At 73.8% G+C, this 14,964-nt stretch carries 13 protein-coding genes; 6 read left to right on the forward strand and 7 right to left on the reverse strand.

Annotated elements, in window-relative coordinates; translation table 11 throughout:
* Positions 1 to 251 precede the first annotated feature (251 nt).
* Positions 252 to 485 carry a hypothetical protein gene (locus EF879_RS02205; RefSeq protein WP_370375434.1) on the reverse strand — a complete coding sequence of 78 codons (234 nt, stop codon included), beginning with the start codon at positions 483 to 485 and terminating at the stop codon, positions 252 to 254.
* 176 nt (positions 486 to 661) lie between these two features.
* Here EF879_RS02205 and EF879_RS02210 point away from each other — a divergent pair, with 176 nt between their 5' ends.
* Together EF879_RS02210 and fbaA are read left to right on the forward strand one after the other, a co-directional pair.
* Positions 662 to 1,042 (forward strand): phage holin family protein, encoded by a 381-nt coding sequence (locus EF879_RS02210; protein ID WP_123554112.1) that lies wholly within the window; start codon positions 662 to 664, stop codon positions 1,040 to 1,042.
* A gap of 131 nt (positions 1,043 to 1,173) precedes the next feature.
* The gene (gene fbaA, locus EF879_RS02215; RefSeq protein WP_123554114.1) at positions 1,174 to 2,202 is read left to right on the forward strand and encodes a class II fructose-bisphosphate aldolase; all 1,029 of its coding nucleotides are present in this window, start codon (positions 1,174 to 1,176) and stop codon (positions 2,200 to 2,202) included.
* A gap of 194 nt (positions 2,203 to 2,396) precedes the next feature.
* Here fbaA and EF879_RS02220 read toward each other — a convergent pair whose 3' ends face one another.
* Entirely contained in the window at positions 2,397 to 3,620 is a 1,224-nt protein-coding gene (locus EF879_RS02220) for an LOG family protein (protein WP_158624092.1), read from the reverse strand.
* Positions 3,621 to 3,858: 238 nt separating this feature from the next.
* Here EF879_RS02220 and EF879_RS02225 point away from each other — a divergent pair, with 238 nt between their 5' ends.
* A complete protein-coding gene (locus EF879_RS02225; protein ID WP_123554117.1) occupies positions 3,859 to 4,287 on the forward strand; it encodes a DUF3151 domain-containing protein in 429 nt (142 codons plus the stop codon).
* Between the two features lie 218 nt (positions 4,288 to 4,505).
* Here EF879_RS02225 and EF879_RS28700 read toward each other — a convergent pair whose 3' ends face one another.
* A complete protein-coding gene (locus EF879_RS28700; RefSeq protein WP_370375447.1) occupies positions 4,506 to 6,341 on the reverse strand; it encodes a chromosome partitioning protein in 1,836 nt (611 codons plus the stop codon).
* Between the two features lie 964 nt (positions 6,342 to 7,305).
* Entirely contained in the window at positions 7,306 to 8,304 is a 999-nt protein-coding gene (locus tag EF879_RS02235) for a hypothetical protein (protein WP_123554119.1), read from the reverse strand.
* A gap of 129 nt (positions 8,305 to 8,433) precedes the next feature.
* Here EF879_RS02235 and EF879_RS02240 point away from each other — a divergent pair, with 129 nt between their 5' ends.
* The gene (locus EF879_RS02240; protein WP_123554121.1) at positions 8,434 to 9,729 is read left to right on the forward strand and encodes an adenylosuccinate synthase; all 1,296 of its coding nucleotides are present in this window, start codon (positions 8,434 to 8,436) and stop codon (positions 9,727 to 9,729) included.
* On the opposite strand, the gene EF879_RS02245 is transcribed toward EF879_RS02240, so the two are convergent.
* Positions 9,659 to 10,879 carry an MFS transporter gene (locus EF879_RS02245; protein WP_158624093.1) on the reverse strand — a complete coding sequence of 407 codons (1,221 nt, stop codon included), beginning with the start codon at positions 10,877 to 10,879 and terminating at the stop codon, positions 9,659 to 9,661. The genes EF879_RS02240 and EF879_RS02245 overlap by 71 nt on opposite strands.
* A gap of 57 nt (positions 10,880 to 10,936) precedes the next feature.
* Positions 10,937 to 11,827 (reverse strand): MBL fold metallo-hydrolase, encoded by an 891-nt coding sequence (locus EF879_RS02250; protein ID WP_123554125.1) that lies wholly within the window; start codon positions 11,825 to 11,827, stop codon positions 10,937 to 10,939.
* A 127-nt stretch (positions 11,828 to 11,954) separates the two neighbouring features.
* Between EF879_RS02250 and EF879_RS02255 the strand changes: the two genes are divergently transcribed.
* Together EF879_RS02255 and purD are read left to right on the forward strand one after the other, a co-directional pair.
* Positions 11,955 to 12,410, forward strand: a complete 456-nt coding sequence (locus EF879_RS02255) for a MarR family winged helix-turn-helix transcriptional regulator (protein ID WP_123554127.1) — start codon at positions 11,955 to 11,957, stop codon at positions 12,408 to 12,410.
* An 11-nt stretch (positions 12,411 to 12,421) separates the two neighbouring features.
* Complete coding sequence (purD, locus tag EF879_RS02260) at positions 12,422 to 13,687, forward strand: phosphoribosylamine--glycine ligase (protein ID WP_123554129.1); 1,266 nt, start codon at positions 12,422 to 12,424, stop codon at positions 13,685 to 13,687.
* A 49-nt stretch (positions 13,688 to 13,736) separates the two neighbouring features.
* Here purD and EF879_RS02265 read toward each other — a convergent pair whose 3' ends face one another.
* Positions 13,737 to 14,951: an acyl-CoA dehydrogenase family protein gene (locus EF879_RS02265; protein WP_123554131.1), complete on the reverse strand. Its 1,215-nt coding sequence runs from the start codon at positions 14,949 to 14,951 to the stop codon at positions 13,737 to 13,739.
* Between the last annotated feature and the right edge of the window lie 13 nt (positions 14,952 to 14,964).

Raw genomic sequence — 14,964 nt, forward strand, 5'->3', positions numbered from 1 at the left:
GCGGCGGGGTGCCGTCAGCCGGTGCGCCTCGCGGCGGCCGGCTGGCCCGACTCGGGCCACGAAGCGGGTCCGACGACGTCGGGCGAGTACGAAGCCGGCCACGCCGGGCGCGAGCAGCGGCGATCGCACCTGGGCCGGGATCTCGTCCGGGAGACGATGGTGGGGTCCCGTTCACCTGGCGACGGGTCATGTGGGCCGGCCCGCCCGGCCGGGTTCTCTGGGCATGACCGGCGTCGGGGCGACGCCCACGGTCACCGGTAGTCGTCGTCCTCGTAGCCGACGATCCGGGACTGTTCGAACGCGTCGTACTCGTCGACCTCCAGGCCGGGCCGGATCTCCACCTGGTCCTCGACCGTCGGGTCCGCGACGGTCGCCTGCTCGGCGGCGTCGGCGTCGGGCGCCTCCAGGTCGCGCTCGTCCGGGGTGAGACGAGCGCCGGGAGCGAAGTCCTCGTCGGGTTGGGCCATCTCGTCGGGCTGGGTCATCTCGTCTCCTGCCACTGGCACTACTCTCCCACCGTACGGGCTCTTCCGCCGCCCGTCTGCCGAGACGGTGCCCGTCCGGAGCCGAGAGGAGTGCCCGGTCCGGGACCGGGATAAACCGGTGTCGTCCGGGTCGCGTAATCGCCCCCCGAATCAGGGACCCGTGCCAGGATGGGCGCGTGGGTTTCCTGCTCAGATTGGTGATCAGCGCGGTCGCGCTGTGGGTCACCAGTCTGGTGGTGCCCGGAATCGAGCTGACCGGCCGGTCTGGCTGGGAGAACGCGGTGACGGTGCTGGTCGTGGCGTTCATCTTCGGCGTCGTCAACGCGGTGCTGAAACCGATCATCCACGTCGTCGGCTGCGTCTTCTACGTGCTGACCCTGGGACTCTTCGCGCTGGTGGTCAACGCGCTGCTCTTCCTCCTCACCGACTGGATCGCCGGACTCTTCGACCTGCCGTTCTCCATCGACGGCTTCTGGCCGGCGTTCTGGGGCGCCATCGTGATGGCGGTTGTGGGCTGGCTGCTCGGCGTCGTCGTACCGGACCGGTCCGAGCGCTGAGCCGCGGGAAGGGTGGGTTGTGGTGCGGCGATCGGCCTGCGGGATACTTCCGGCGGAGGACAGCGCGGTCCGGCGCAGCCATGCAGACAGCGGCCATCGAGGCCGAAAGCGTTACCAAAGGAGCGTGTGACATGCCCATCGCTTCCCCAGAGGTCTATGCGGAGATGCTGGACCGCGCGAAAGCGGGCCGCTACGCGTACCCCGCGATCAACGTCACGTCCTCGCAGACCCTGAACGCGGCGCTGCGCGGCTTCGCCGACGCGGAGAGCGACGGGATCATCCAGATCTCCACCGGTGGCGCCGAGTACCTCTCCGGCCCCACGATCAAGGACATGGTGACCGGCGCGGTGGCCTTCGCGGCGTACGCCCGCGAGGTGGCCAAGAACTACCCGGTGAACATCGCGCTGCACACCGACCACTGCCCGAAGGAAAAGCTCGACAAGTTCGTCCGGCCGCTGATGGCGATGTCGAAGGAGCGGGTGGCCCGGGGCGAGGAGCCGCTGTTCCAGTCCCACATGTGGGACGGCTCGGCGGTGCCGGTGGCGGAGAACCTGGAGATCGCCGCCCAGCTGCTCGACGAGGCGGCGCTCGCGCACGTCGTCCTGGAGATCGAGGTCGGCGTCGTCGGCGGCGAGGAGGACGGCGTCGAGAACGCGATCAACGAGAAGCTCTACACCACGGTCGAGGACGGCATCGCGATGGTCGACGCACTCGGCCTCGGCGAGAAGGGCCGCTACATGGCGGCGCTGACCTTCGGCAACGTGCACGGCGTCTACAAGCCGGGCAACGTCAAGCTCCGGCCGGAGATCCTCAACGAGATCCAGCAGGCCGTCGGCGCCAAGTACGGCAAGGGTGACAAGCCGCTCAGCCTGGTCTTCCACGGCGGCTCCGGCTCGCTGCTGTCGGAGATCCGGGAGGCGCTCGACTACGGCGTGGTGAAGATGAACATCGACACCGACACGCAGTACTGCTTCACCCGGCCGGTGGCGGACCACATGTTCCGCAACTACGACGGGGTGCTGAAGGTCGACGGCGAGGTCGGCAACAAGAAGATGTACGACCCGCGGGTCTGGGGCAAGCAGGCCGAGGCCGGGATGGCCCAGCGCGTCGTCGAGGCGTGCGAGCACCTGCGCTCCACCGGCACCACCCTCGCCAAGTAGGCGACGCCGATCGCCTCGCCGGGCGGCGATCGGCACGTGGGTGACGGGCGTACCCGTCCCGGAGACGCACCCGGCCGGTGCCGGCGCGGTCGGCAGCGCCGGCACCGGCCAGCGCCCGGACGACCCTCGACGGGCCGGCTTCCCGGACGGATCCGGGAGCCGGCCAGCGGGTCGGGCCGTCGGCGGGCGGGCGCTCAGGCGGCGCCGGTGAGCAGCCGCACCGCCTCGTGCACGTCGTCGGTGACGTGGATCAGCCTGGCGAGATCGCCGGCCGGGGAGAGGCTCAGCAGCGGGCGCAGCAGCGCCTCCACCGGCAGGGTCTCGGTCCAGAAGGCGCGGTCCAGAAAGACGTACGGGCCGCTGGCGCCGTCGGTGCCGTAGAAGGTCTTGGTCGCCGCCTGGAACACCTCCTGAACGGTGCCGGCCCGGCCGGCGGCGAAGACGATCCCGCCCCGGGCCAGCCGCAGGATCGTGTCCTCGCGGATCGCGTTCGAGAAGTACTTGGCGATCCGGCCCGCGAAGAGGTTCGCCGGCTCGTGCCCGTAGAGCCAGGTCGGGATCGCCAGGCCGCCCTGTCGAGCCCAGCCAACGGGCTCGGCGCCGTCGGCGGCCGCCGTCCGGGCCCGGGGCACCGCCGGTGCGAACCGCGCCCGGACCTGGAGCGCGGCCGCCGTGTAGGGCTCGTGGTCGGTGAAGTCCGGGGCGGTCGCGAGGAGGTCGATCGCCGCGGTGAGCTCCTCCGCCGACCGGTCGGCGAGGAGGGCGCCGAGATTCGCCGCCTCCATCACCCCCGGACCTCCGCCGGTCACCACCAGGCGGCCGGCCCGGGCCAGTTCCCAGCCGAGCGTGGCGGCGAGCCGGTACGCCGAGGTGCCGCGCGGCACCGCGTGTCCGCCCATCACCCCGACCACCGAGCCCGGCCCGTGCCGGGCCAGCCAGGACCGGGTGGCGTCGGTGAGCGCGTTGTCGATGGCGTGGTCGTGCAGCCGCTGGGCGAGTGCCTCCCGGAGGTCGGGCACGGCGCCGCCGTGCGCCCGGAAGTGCTCGTAGACCACGGTGTCGTACATCCCGGCGAACCCGTGCTCGGCGAAGCCGGCTGCCAGGTCGTCCGGGGTGTAGAGCCGGGGCGGGTGGATCGGGTACGGCAGCGCGGCGAACGCGGGTACGACGTGCGCCCCCCGGCGCACCACCTCCGCCTCGACGTCCCGGGAGACGAAGCGGCAGCCGACGAAGAGGGTGTCGGTCAGGTCGACGGTGGTCAGGTCCGGGACGGGGTCGAGATCGAGCCGGAGCCCCTGGATGGTCAGGCCGGCGAGGCTGCCGCGCCGGAGGTGACGGTCGAGTTCGGCGCGGGACTCGATCTCGTCCGCGGTGTCGTCGTGTGGTTCGAGGATGTCGGCGGGGGGTGGTGTGGGCACACCGCAATCTTGCCGCCGCCGGACAACCGGCCGAGCGGTGCGGCACGGCGAGAGCCCGGTGACGTGGGCCACCGGGCTCTCGGTTACCGGGTCCTGGGGAGGCTCCGGACCTCCATTTGTAGTCGAGGGCGCTGCCGTCCGCACCGGCCGCACGCGTGACGAAACCCTCAGCCGTTCAGCCAACGACGTGACAGAGGTCGCCTCGCCAGCACCCGCCCTGGCCGGGTTGAATAGACCGATGCAGAACCTCTTGCCCGAACCGCCGGCGACGCTGCTGCCCGGGGACGACGACGCCGAGGCGGCGGTCGTGGCCGCTCAGCAGGCGGACACCGACGAGGCGTACGCGTCGGCCGCCGCACAGCACCCGGCGTACAGCGCGGCCTGGGCGGCGCTGGCGGCGCGTGCCCTGGACTCCGGCCAGGTGGTCGCCGCGTACGCCTACGCCCGGACCGGTTACCACCGGGGGCTGGACCAGCTCCGCCGCAACGGCTGGAAGGGACACGGCCCCGTGCCCTGGTCGCACCTGCCGAACCGGGGATTCCTGCGCTCCCTGCACCTGCTTTCGCGGGCGGCCGGCGAGATCGGCGAGGCCGACGAGGCGGCCCGGTGCGCCCAGTTCCTCCGGGACTGCGACCCGGCGGCCGGGGACGCCCTCGCCGGCAGCTGAGCGGACGCTCGGTGGGCGGGCGGACCCGTGGTGTCCCGCGCGGCGGCCGGCGCGCCGCCGCCCGGCCTCGCGCCGCCCGCCGCGCGACCCGCTCGCCACCACGTGGCTGACGCGCGGCCGGGTCCGCGCCCCGGGCCGCCCGGTGCGGTCCCCGCCGGGCCGGTGACCTCTGCCCGTTCGGGTGGGCCGGTGGCCGCTCGGGGACCCGTCGGACGCGCCTAGAGTCCCTCGGCGACCGCGGCGGCGATCTTCAGCCAGGCCTCCCGGGTCGCGGACGAGAGCTGGGCGTACCGGATGGGTTCGCCGGTGTCGATCAGCCGTTCGTACGGGGCCAGCAGCACCGCCCGGGTCCGGGCCGCGAAGTGCCGCTGGATCGGGGGCAGGTCGATCTCCTTGCGGGACGGCGGCATGGAGACCACCGTCACCGCCTGCCGGACGAGCCGCTGCCGGCCGCTCTGCTCCAGGTGGTCCAGCATCCGGGCCGCCGTCTCGGCGGAGTCGTTACGGGCGGACATCGTGACCACGAGCTGGTCGGTGGCGTCGATCGCCGCCTGCCAGTTCTGTGCCCGGACGTTGTTGCCGGTGTCCACGAAGATCAACTTGTAGAACCGGCTCACCACCTCACGAATCTCCGCGAACGCGGCCGCGGTCAGCATCTCGCCACCGGTCGCCGACTCGTCCGAGGCGAGGACGTCGAACATCCCCTCGCCCTGGGATCGGACGTACTGGGAGAGGTCGCCGACCCGGCCGTGCGCGCCCTTGAACTGGTGGAGGTCGCGGAGCAGGTCCCGGACCGTACGGGAGTGGAAGTCCTGCTGCGCCCGCATGCCAAGGGTGCCCTGGGTCTCGTTGTTGTCCCAGGCCAGGACGTAGCCGCCGCGCTTCTGCCCGAACGTCATCGCCAGCAGCAGGATGGCCACCGTCTTGCCGGCACCGCCCTTCGGGTTGACCACGGTCACCTGCCGCAGCCCGCCGAAGTTGCGGCGGATCGTCTCGATGTCCTGCTTCAGCTCCTGTTCGTGGCGACCGGGAGGAAGCTTGACCAGGCCCAGAGTGGTCTTGTTCAGCGCGGCCCGGACCCCCATCTGGGCGACCGGTTCGGGCGGGCGGACGGCCCGTCGCTGGGCGAACTCCTCCGCGGTCGGCGTCCCGCTGTCCGGCGTCCAGAGCGGATCGGAGTAGCTGGGTGCCGGGGGCGGCGGCACCCGGTGCACGCCGGGTGCCTCCGGGTACGGCTGCGTCGGCACCGGGGTGACCCCGGGATGGTGCGGCGGAGGGGGGACCGGTCCGGGCGCCCCCGGTGGCGGCCACCCCGACGGGGTGGCCGCCACCGGGGGCGCGGGCACCGGCGGAGCCGGCGGATACGTCGGGTAGCCGGGCGGCGGGGCGTACCCCGGGGCGGCCGGGTACGTCGTGGGGGTCCCGGGCGCCGGATAGGTCGCCGGGGTGCCCGGTGCCGTCGGCGGCGGGGGCACCGGCGGTCCACCCGGTGCCGGGTACCCCGACACCGGGCGGGCGGCCGCCGGGTACGTGGTGCCTCCCATGGTCGGCGGGTACGGCCCGACCGGCGCCGTCGGAGGCTCGGCGTCTCTGGCGCCCGGAGTGGCCGCGCCGGCGGCGGGTGGAGCGGGAGCACCCGGCGGTGGTGCCGGACCATCCGGCTGCGCCGGACCGCCCTGCGGGGAGGGATCCGGCTGGGCCGGGGCGGCCGGTGCGGAGGTCGGTCGCTGCGGTGGTTGTGCCCACGGCGACTCACCCGGCCGGGGCGGCGCACCGGTCTCCGGCCCGCCCGGCCGGGTGGACCCGGGCAGGGTGGCGCGCCCGCGTACCGGGGCGGCCCGTCCGGCGGCCTCCGGCGCCGCCGTACCGGGCTGTGGTGGCTCGGTCGTCACTCCGGTAGGTGCGGCCGCGCCCGACGCCGCGCCGGAGGTTGGCGCCGCGGACACCGGCGCCGCAGAGGTCGGTGCTGCGGAGACCGGGGCCGACTCGCCGGGCGGCGCGGCCGGGGCCCCGTCGGTGCCGGGCGCGGTGACGGTGGCGCCGGGCGCGGTCACGGTGGCACCGGGCGAGCCGGTGTTGGTGACGCTGGCCTTGCCGGTCGCCGGAGCGACGGCCGCCTTGCCGGCGGCCGGGGTGCCCGCGGACGTGCCGGCGCTGGGGACGACGCTGGCCTTGCCGGCAGCCCGTGGCTCGGCGGGCCGGGGGGCACTCGCCACAGCGGCCGCCCCGCGGTCGGGCGACTGGTCGGCCGGCTCCGACGCCGGGCGCTGCTCGGGCACCGTGGGCTGGCGACCGTCGCCCGTGTTGACGGTCGCGCGGCCCTGCCCAGGACGGACGGTCGGCCAGACGTGGGTCGGCGGATCAATCGACGAGGCGGGGGCCAGCGGACCGTGGGGCGCCGGTGCCGCCGCCCCGGCACCGTGCGGCCCCGGCGGCGCGACGGCGGGGACCGGTGGTGCGACGGCGGGGACCGGCGGAACCGTTCCGGGCGGGGCAGCTGGCCCGGGCGGCGCGGGGTACGTCGCCGGCGCCGGGGGCACCGGTGGCGGGGGTACCGCGGGTCCACCGGCGGGCCCCGGCGGGGTGGCCGCCGTCGGAGGCACCACCGGCGACGGGAAGGGCTGGTTGGAGACGGGCTGCGGCACCCCGGCCAGTCCGTCCGGCGCGGGGGCGATGTCCGTGAGTGGCGGAGGCGTCCAGCTCGAGACGGGGTTGCCCTCGTCGCGCGGCTCGGCGACGATCTCGTCTGGCGGCCACAGCGGCTCGTCGGCCCGAGGTGCCACAGGCACCTGGCCCGGCGCGTACGCCCCGTCCGCGTGGTTGTCCACCACTGTCTGCCTACCTCCCTCCGCCTGCCGGTGGCGGGTCCGCCTGCCCGAGGCTGTCTCCGTGCGCCGCCGCGGTCCCGGCCGCCCGGAGGCACGTTGGTTCAGGGCACGTCGGTTTGCCCGAGGATATGTCCGATCGGTCGTTACCGGCTGGACACGGAGGTCCCCACCTATAGCCTTCCACAGGGGATCAGCCGTCGTACACCGCCCATGCCCCCGGCTCGATCCACCATGATCGTTTGCGGGTGAGGGTCGCGGTGACGCCGTCGTCCAGGAACGGGACCTCGGGGTCCCGGGGGTTGACCGCGACGGCGCGGCCGCGGGTCCGTCGCACCTCCAGCCGGGCCTTCCGCCGGCCCCAGCGGGATCGGACCACCACGGGTACCGCGACGGCGACCTCGACCCGGCCGTCGGTCGGGTCCGGCGTGGACAGCAGTCGCAGGTCGGGCAGCTCGGCGTACCCACCCGCGTTGCCGATGACACAGGCGAGCAGGGGTTCGTCACCGGTGGAGAGAACGGTGTCGTCAACCTCCACCCGGCCGCGCCAGGCCAACGGCTGGCCGGCCTCGTTGGCGGCACCGAGCAGCGCGCCGTCCAGCGTCACCGATCCGCCGTCGGTGCGGAGCAGGTCGAGGCGGCGGACCCGACCGTCGAGGACCGCCGCCGCGACCGCCTCCGGCTCCCGCGGCAACCCGAGCTGTCCGGCCAGGTCGCGCGGGCGGTCCGGCGCCGGGGCAGGGCGGGTCGGCTCCAGCGGGAGTATTCCGACCGGCGGCAGGTCCGGCAGGGTCCGGTTGTCGGCCAGATCGGCGGGGCGCCGGCTGGGTGGCGGGGCGTACCGGCGGACCATCCGGCGGATGACGGCGCGTAACTGAGCGTCACTGGCCGTAGCGACGATGAGTCGGGTCTTGCCGTCGGCGTCCGGCCAGTCGAGCCCGTCCGGGCGGGGCGGGCCGTCGAGCCGGGCCAGCACCTCGTCGATCTCCGCGTTCGATCGGGCGGTCACCGTCTCGACCCGGGCACCGCGGGCGGTGAGGGCGTCGGCACAGCTCAACACCGGTACGCGGGGACTGTCGCCGCAGCCGGTCCGGCCGGTGGCCCCGCCGACGGAGCAGCATTCCCCGCCCGCGCCGCAGCCCGCCGCGTCGTCCTCACCCGGGGCCAGGGTGAGCAGTACCACGTCGTACACCGGAGTCGCCTCCCGCCGTCAGCCCTGGCCTCTGCTGGCCGGGTCGTCACTTTTTGTTAGCCTGACACCTCGGGCTCGCCACGCGGTCGCCACCTGGCGCCCGAGCCCCCCTGGAGGCGGGTTACAGAGATGCCGGCGATCGTGCTCATCGGGGCGCAGTGGGGCGACGAGGGTAAGGGCAAGGTTACCGACCTGCTGGGTGACCGGGTCGACTACGTCGTCCGGTACTCCGGCGGTAACAACGCCGGACACACGGTGGTCACCCCGGACGGGCAGAAGTACGCGCTGCACCTGATGCCGTCGGGCGCGCTCTCCCCGAACGCGGTCATCGTGATCGGCAACGGCGTCGTGGTCGACCCGAAGGTGCTGCTGACCGAGATCGACGGGCTCGCCGAGCGCGGGGTCGACGTCTCCCGGCTGCGCATCTCCGGCGACGCGCACCTGATCATGCCGCACCACCGGGCGCTGGACCGGGTCGTCGAGCGCTACCTCGGCTCCGCCCGGATCGGCACCACGGGACGCGGCATCGGCCCGACGTACGGCGACAAGGTGGCCCGGACCGGCATCCGGGTGCAGGACCTGCTCGACCCGGGCATCCTGCGCAAGAAGCTGGAACTCGTCCTGCGGGAGAAGAACCAGATCCTGGTCAAGGTCTACAACCGCAAGGCGCTGGACGTCGACGCGGTGACCGAGGAGTACCTCCGCTACGCGGAGCGGCTGCGGCCGTACATCGCGGAGACCCGGGCGATCCTCTGGGACGCGTTGGACCGGGGCGAGACCGTCCTGCTGGAGGGTGCCCAGGCGACCATGCTCGACCTGGACCACGGCACCTACCCGTTCGTCACCTCGTCCAACCCGACGGTCGGCGGGGCCTGTGTCGGCTCCGGCATCCCGCCGACCGCGATCACGCAGGTGATCGGCGTGACGAAGGCGTACACCACCCGGGTGGGCTCCGGCCCGTTCCCGACCGAGCTCTTCGACGACGACGGCGCCCACCTGCGCAAGGTCGGCGCGGAGTACGGCACCACGACCGGCCGGGAGCGCCGGTGCGGCTGGTTCGACGCGGTCGTGGTGCGGTACGCCGTCCGGCTCAACGGCATCACCGACCTGGTGGTGACCAAGCTCGACGTCCTCTCCGGACTGGAGAAGGTACGGATCTGCGTCGGCTACGAGATCGACGGTAAGCGGTACGAGGCCATGCCGATGACCCAGACCGCGATCCACCACGCCACGCCGATCTACGAGGAGCTCGACGGCTGGTCGGAGGACATCTCCAAGGCCCGTTCCGAGGAGGAGCTGCCGATCAACGCCCGCCGCTACCTGGCCCGGCTGGAGGAGCTGTGCCGGGCCCGGATCAGCGTCGTCGGTGTGGGCCCGGGGCGGGACGAGAACATCGTCCGGCACGAGCTGCTGCCGCCCCGCTGACGGTCCGACTCGCTGCGGCCCGCGCTCCGGCGGCCATCGCCGTCGCGGCGCCGAGGGCCGCGGCGGCCGCGACGAGCGCGGCACCGGAGAGCCCGACCGTGTGGGAGAGCATGGCGAAGGCGTACGGGGCGATGCTGGCGCCGGTGTAGATGCCGGTCTGTACGGTGTGGCCGGCGTTCTCGGCCCGTCCCGCGACCAGTCGGAGCGCGGTGGCGAGCAGCAGTCCCGTCCAGCCCCAGCCGGCGGTGAAGGCCAGCACGGCGCCGAGCACGAACGTCACCGGCGTGCTGATCGCGACGAGCGCGAGCCCGAGTCCTCCGGCGAGCATCATCCCGGTGATCACGGCGGGGTTGCGGTGCGGGGCGCGGTCCGTGAGGGCGCCGGCGGCGAGCCGGACGGCGATGGCGAGCAGGGCGCTGAGCGACAGCAGGTTGCCGGTGACGGTGGCCGACAGGCCGGCGTGCGTGCCGAGCGGGACGAAGTACGTGGCAACGGCGTTGTTGCCGGTCGCCGACAGCGCGGCGGCCAGTGCCCACAGCACCAGCACGCCGGTGACGCCGTACGTGGCCGGGTCCCGCCCGGTCCGAGTGGGAGTCGGACCGGGCGGGACCCGGGCCAGCGGGGCGACGGCGACCGGAACGAGGGTGATGACACCGGCGGCCAGTAGGGCCGTGCGCCAGCCGTGAGCCGGAAGGACCAGGGAGACGAGCAGCCCGGGGAGAAACGTGGCCGCGCCCAGTGCGGCGCCGACGACACCGGCGGCCAGCGACCGTCGGTGTTCCGGGACGCGTACGGCGATCAGCCGGCCCGCCACGGGCTGGACGAGCCCGTTGCTCAGCCCGCCGGGCAGCAGCGCCGCCGCCATCGTGATCGGGCGGTCGGCCTGGGAGGTGGCGAGCAGCACGACGCTGGCGGCCACCGCCGCGACGGCGAACGACAGGGGGGCGGGCAGCCGTACGGCCACCCGCTTGGCGAGGGGCGAGCCCAGCGCCGTGGCGGCGTAGAAGCCACTGATCATCAACCCCACGGTGGTTCGGGAGATGCCCAGCTCCGCCTCGATGGCCGGAGCGAGGGCGCCCACGGCGAAGCCGGGCATCACCGTGACCGTCGCGGTCAGCGCCACCGCGACCACCCCGGGCCAGTACCGCACGGGCCGGCGGGTGGGAGCGTGGCTGCTCGTCGCGCGCATGGTTGGCCGCCGACGAGGTCAGGCGTCCAGGGGACGCCAGGCGGGGCCGTCACCACCGGGTCGGACCCGCCCGAACACCACGTCGGCGAAGTGGATGCCGAAGCCGATGGTGTCGGGCTTCGCGAGCTCGGCGACGAGGCGGCGACGGTGTTCGGCCGACCAGGCCCGGTCGTGGTCGTTGCCGGCGGACCATTCGGGGTGGTCGACCTGGATCGGCGAGTGCAGGGCGTCGCCGAAGGCGATCAGGCGGGTGCCACCTGCCGTGATCACGTACTGTGCGTGTCCGGCGGTGTGGCCGCCGGTGGTCTGCACGCGTACGCCGGGGAAGATCTCCTGACCGTCGTCGACGGTACGGACGCGCGGTGCCAGCGCGGCGGCGATCTCCTTGGTCGTGCCCTCCGACTCCAGCAGCTCGCGCTGGGCCCACTCCGGCGCGGCCACCAGATAGTCGGCGTGCGGGAACACCGGCTGGTCGCCGCCGGGAGCCGGGTGCCAGGCCCAGCCGATGTGGTCGACGTGCAGGTGGGTGAAGGCGACCGCCTCGATGTCCTCGGGGCTCCGACCGAGATCGGCCAGGTTCTTCAGCAACGCGCCGCCGTGGATGTCGCCGTGCGCCTCGCCCGGTTCGGCTGGTTGCGTGCGCGGGCCGAACCCCGCGTCGATGAGAAGGGCCCGCTCACCGTGTTCCACCAGGAGTCCGCCGATGCTCGCCACGAGGTTGCCGGACTCGTCCAGATACTCCGGGTGGGCGGCCCAGAACTCCTCGGTGGTGTCAGGGAGCCATCCGCGCGGTGCGAGGGGAACCACCCCGTCCGGCACGAAGGACACCCGGGTGTCGCCGAGCCGTATCGCGCGGATGCCCGGCGGCCGCCGCAGTCGTTCGCTCTGCTCCGCAACGTCGTCTGCCATAGCTCCTCGCCTTCTGGGTGCGTCGGGTGCCACCGCCAACGGGCGGCGACGTCGCGAGCATAAGCATCAAGCTTTAATTGTTAAAGACTGAAATGTTATGGATTGATGGATTCGCTAGGATGGCGGCATGACGACGTCACCGGAGCCGCCGGCCAGCGCGGAGCGACAGCTGTGCGGACTGGTGAGCGGGCTGGCCCAGAAGATCTCCGACCATTTGCGTGAACGCGCCGCGACCCTCGGCCTCACCGCGGCACAGGCGACCGCCCTGCGGGAGCTGAGCGGGCCGATGACCATGCGGGAACTCGCCGACCGGATGAGCTGCGAGCCCTCCAACGCCACCTTCGTGGTCGACAGGCTCGAGAAGCAGGGGCTGATCGAACGGCGGGCCCATCCCACCGACCGTCGCGCCCGGCATCTCGTCCTCACCCCGCAGGGCACCGCCCTCCGGGAGCGGCTCCTCGCCCTCCTCGCCCAGGACTCACCGCTGGGCGGCCTCACCCCACAGCGGCAGCGTCTCCTCCAGGACCTGCTCGAGCAGGCCATCGCCCCGACGGACCGAGGCCGCGCGGACGGCGGTGGGTAGGATGCCTCGTCGTGCGCGTCCTTCTGATCGGTGGCGGCGGGCGGGAGCACGCACTCGCGCTCGGGCTGGCCGCCGACCCCGCCGTCGACCACCTGGTCGCCGCGCCGGGTAACCCCGGCATCGCGGCCGTCGCGGAACTGCGGCCCGTGGAGATCACCGACTCCGCGGCGGTCGCCGCGCTCGCCGTGGAGACCGCGGCCGATCTGGTCGTGATCGGCCCGGAGGCGCCGCTGGTCGCCGGGGTCGCCGACGCGGTACGGGCCAAGGGCATTCCCTGTTTCGGACCCTCCGCCGCCGCGGCGCGGATCGAGGGGTCGAAGGCGTTCGCCAAGGACGTGATGTCGGCGGCCGGGGTCCCGACCGCCCGGTCCCGGGTGGTCGACGGCACCGGCACCCCGATCGGCACCGCGCTCGTCGCCCAGGCGCTCGACGAGTTCGGTGCGCCGTACGTGGTGAAGAACGACGGGCTGGCCGCCGGCAAGGGCGTGGTGGTCACCGACGACCGGGACGCGGCGCTGGCGCACGCCGCCGCCTGCGGTCGGGTCGTCGTCGAGGAGTATCTCGACGGTCCCGAGGTCTCGCTCTTCGTCGTCACCGACGGCGAGACCGCGGTGCCGCTCCTGCCCGCCCAGGACTTCAAGCGGGTCGGGGACGGGGACACCGGGCCGAACACCGGCGGCATGGGGGCGTACGCGCCGCTGCCGTGGCTGCCCGACGGGACCGTCGACGAGGTGATGGCGCGCGTGGTCGAGCCGACCCTGGCCGAGCTGCGTCGGCGCGGCACCCCGTTCAGCGGGCTGCTCTACGTCGGGCTCGCGATCACCCGGCACGGTCCCCGGGTGATCGAGTTCAACGCGCGGTTCGGCGATCCGGAGACCCAGGTCGTCCTCGCGCTGCTGGAGACGCCGCTCGGCGGACTGCTGCACGCGGCCGCGACCGGGACGCTGGCCGCGCATCCGCCGCTGCGCTGGCGGCCCGGAGCGGCGGTCACCGTGGTCGTTGCCGCCGCCGGCTACCCGGGTACGGCCCGGACCGGCGACGTGATCACGGGGGCGGATCGCCCGGGGATCATCCACGCCGGCACCACACGCCGGGCCGACGGTGCTCTACTCTCCGCGGGCGGCCGGGTCCTCTCCGGTACCGGGCTCGGCGTCGACCTCGCCGCTGCCCGCGACGCCGCGTACGCCCTGGTCTCCGGCGTCGGGCTGGCCGGTTCGCACCATCGGCGGGACATCGCCGAGGCGGCCGCCGCGGGCCGGATCGCGCTGCCCCGCTGAGCCACCGACCGCCGTCCCGGGCGCCGGGCCCCGTCCCGCCCGCCGCGCGTCAGCGGAGCTGCCGGCCGGAGATGGCGCGGGAGATCACCAGGCGCTGGATCTCCGAGGTTCCCTCGAAGATCGTGTAGATCTTGGCGTCCCGGTACCAGCGCTCCACCGGATGCTCGCGCAGGTAGCCCGCACCGCCGAGGATCTGCACCGCCTTCTCGGTCACCGCCACCGCCACCTCGCCGGCCTTCAGCTTCGCCATCGAGCCCTCGCCGGCCTCGAACGGGCGGTTGTTCCGGCCCATCCAGGCAGCCCGCCAGACCAGCAGGCGGGCGGCGTCGATCTCCATCCGCATGTCCGCGAGGGCGAACGCCACCGCCTGGTTCTCGATGATCGGGCGGCCGAACTGCACCCGCTCCTGCGCGTACGCCAGGGCGTACTCGTACGCCGCCCGGGCCACCCCGATCGCCTGGGCCCCCACCGTCGGTCGGGACAGTTCGAAGGTCCGCATCGCCGCCTGGCTCGTGCCGCGCCGCCCCGCGCGGGCCCGGTCCAGCCGTTCGAGAAGCGCCTCCCGCCCGCCCAGCAGGCAGCGCCCCGGGACCCGTACCTCGTCCAGGAAGACGTCGGCGGTGTGCGAGGCACGCAGCCCCAGCTTCCTCAGCTTCCTGGTGGCGGTCAGGCCCGGGGTGCCGGGCGGTACGACGAAGGCGGCCTGGCCGCGGGCGCCGAGTTCGGGCTCCACCGAGGCGGTCACCACGTGCACGGCGGCGATTCCGCCGTTGGTGGCGTACGCCTTCTGCCCGGTCAGCACCCACTCGTCGGTCGTCTCGTCGTACCGGGCCCGGGTGCGCATCGCCGCCACGTCGGAGCCCGCCTCCGGCTCGGTGCTGCAGAAGGCGCCGAGTGCTGGCTCGTCGACGGTGCCGTAGCACTGCGGCACCCACTCCAGGAGCTGCTCCGGCGTACCGGAGCCGTAGATCGCGGCGACCGCCAGCGAGGTGCCGAAGATCGACAGGCCGATCCCGGCGTCGCCCCAGAAGAGCTCTTCGTTGGCGATCGGCAGGGAGAGCCCGGTCGGGTCGGCCCAGCAGGTGGCGAGAAGCTCGAACCCGTACAGGCCGACCTTCGCCGCCTCCTGGATCACCGGCCAGGGTGTCTCCTCCCGGGCGTCCCACTCGGCCGCGGCCGGGCGTACGACCTCGGCGGCGAAGCCGTGCACCCAGTCGCGCAGCTCTCGTTGGTCCTCGTTCAGGTCGAGCGAGAACTCCACCATCGCCAGCTCCTCG

Origin of the sequence: Micromonospora sp. HM5-17 (assembly GCF_003762835.1) — a bacterium.
In the GTDB taxonomy this organism is placed as follows: domain Bacteria; phylum Actinomycetota; class Actinomycetes; order Mycobacteriales; family Micromonosporaceae; genus Plantactinospora.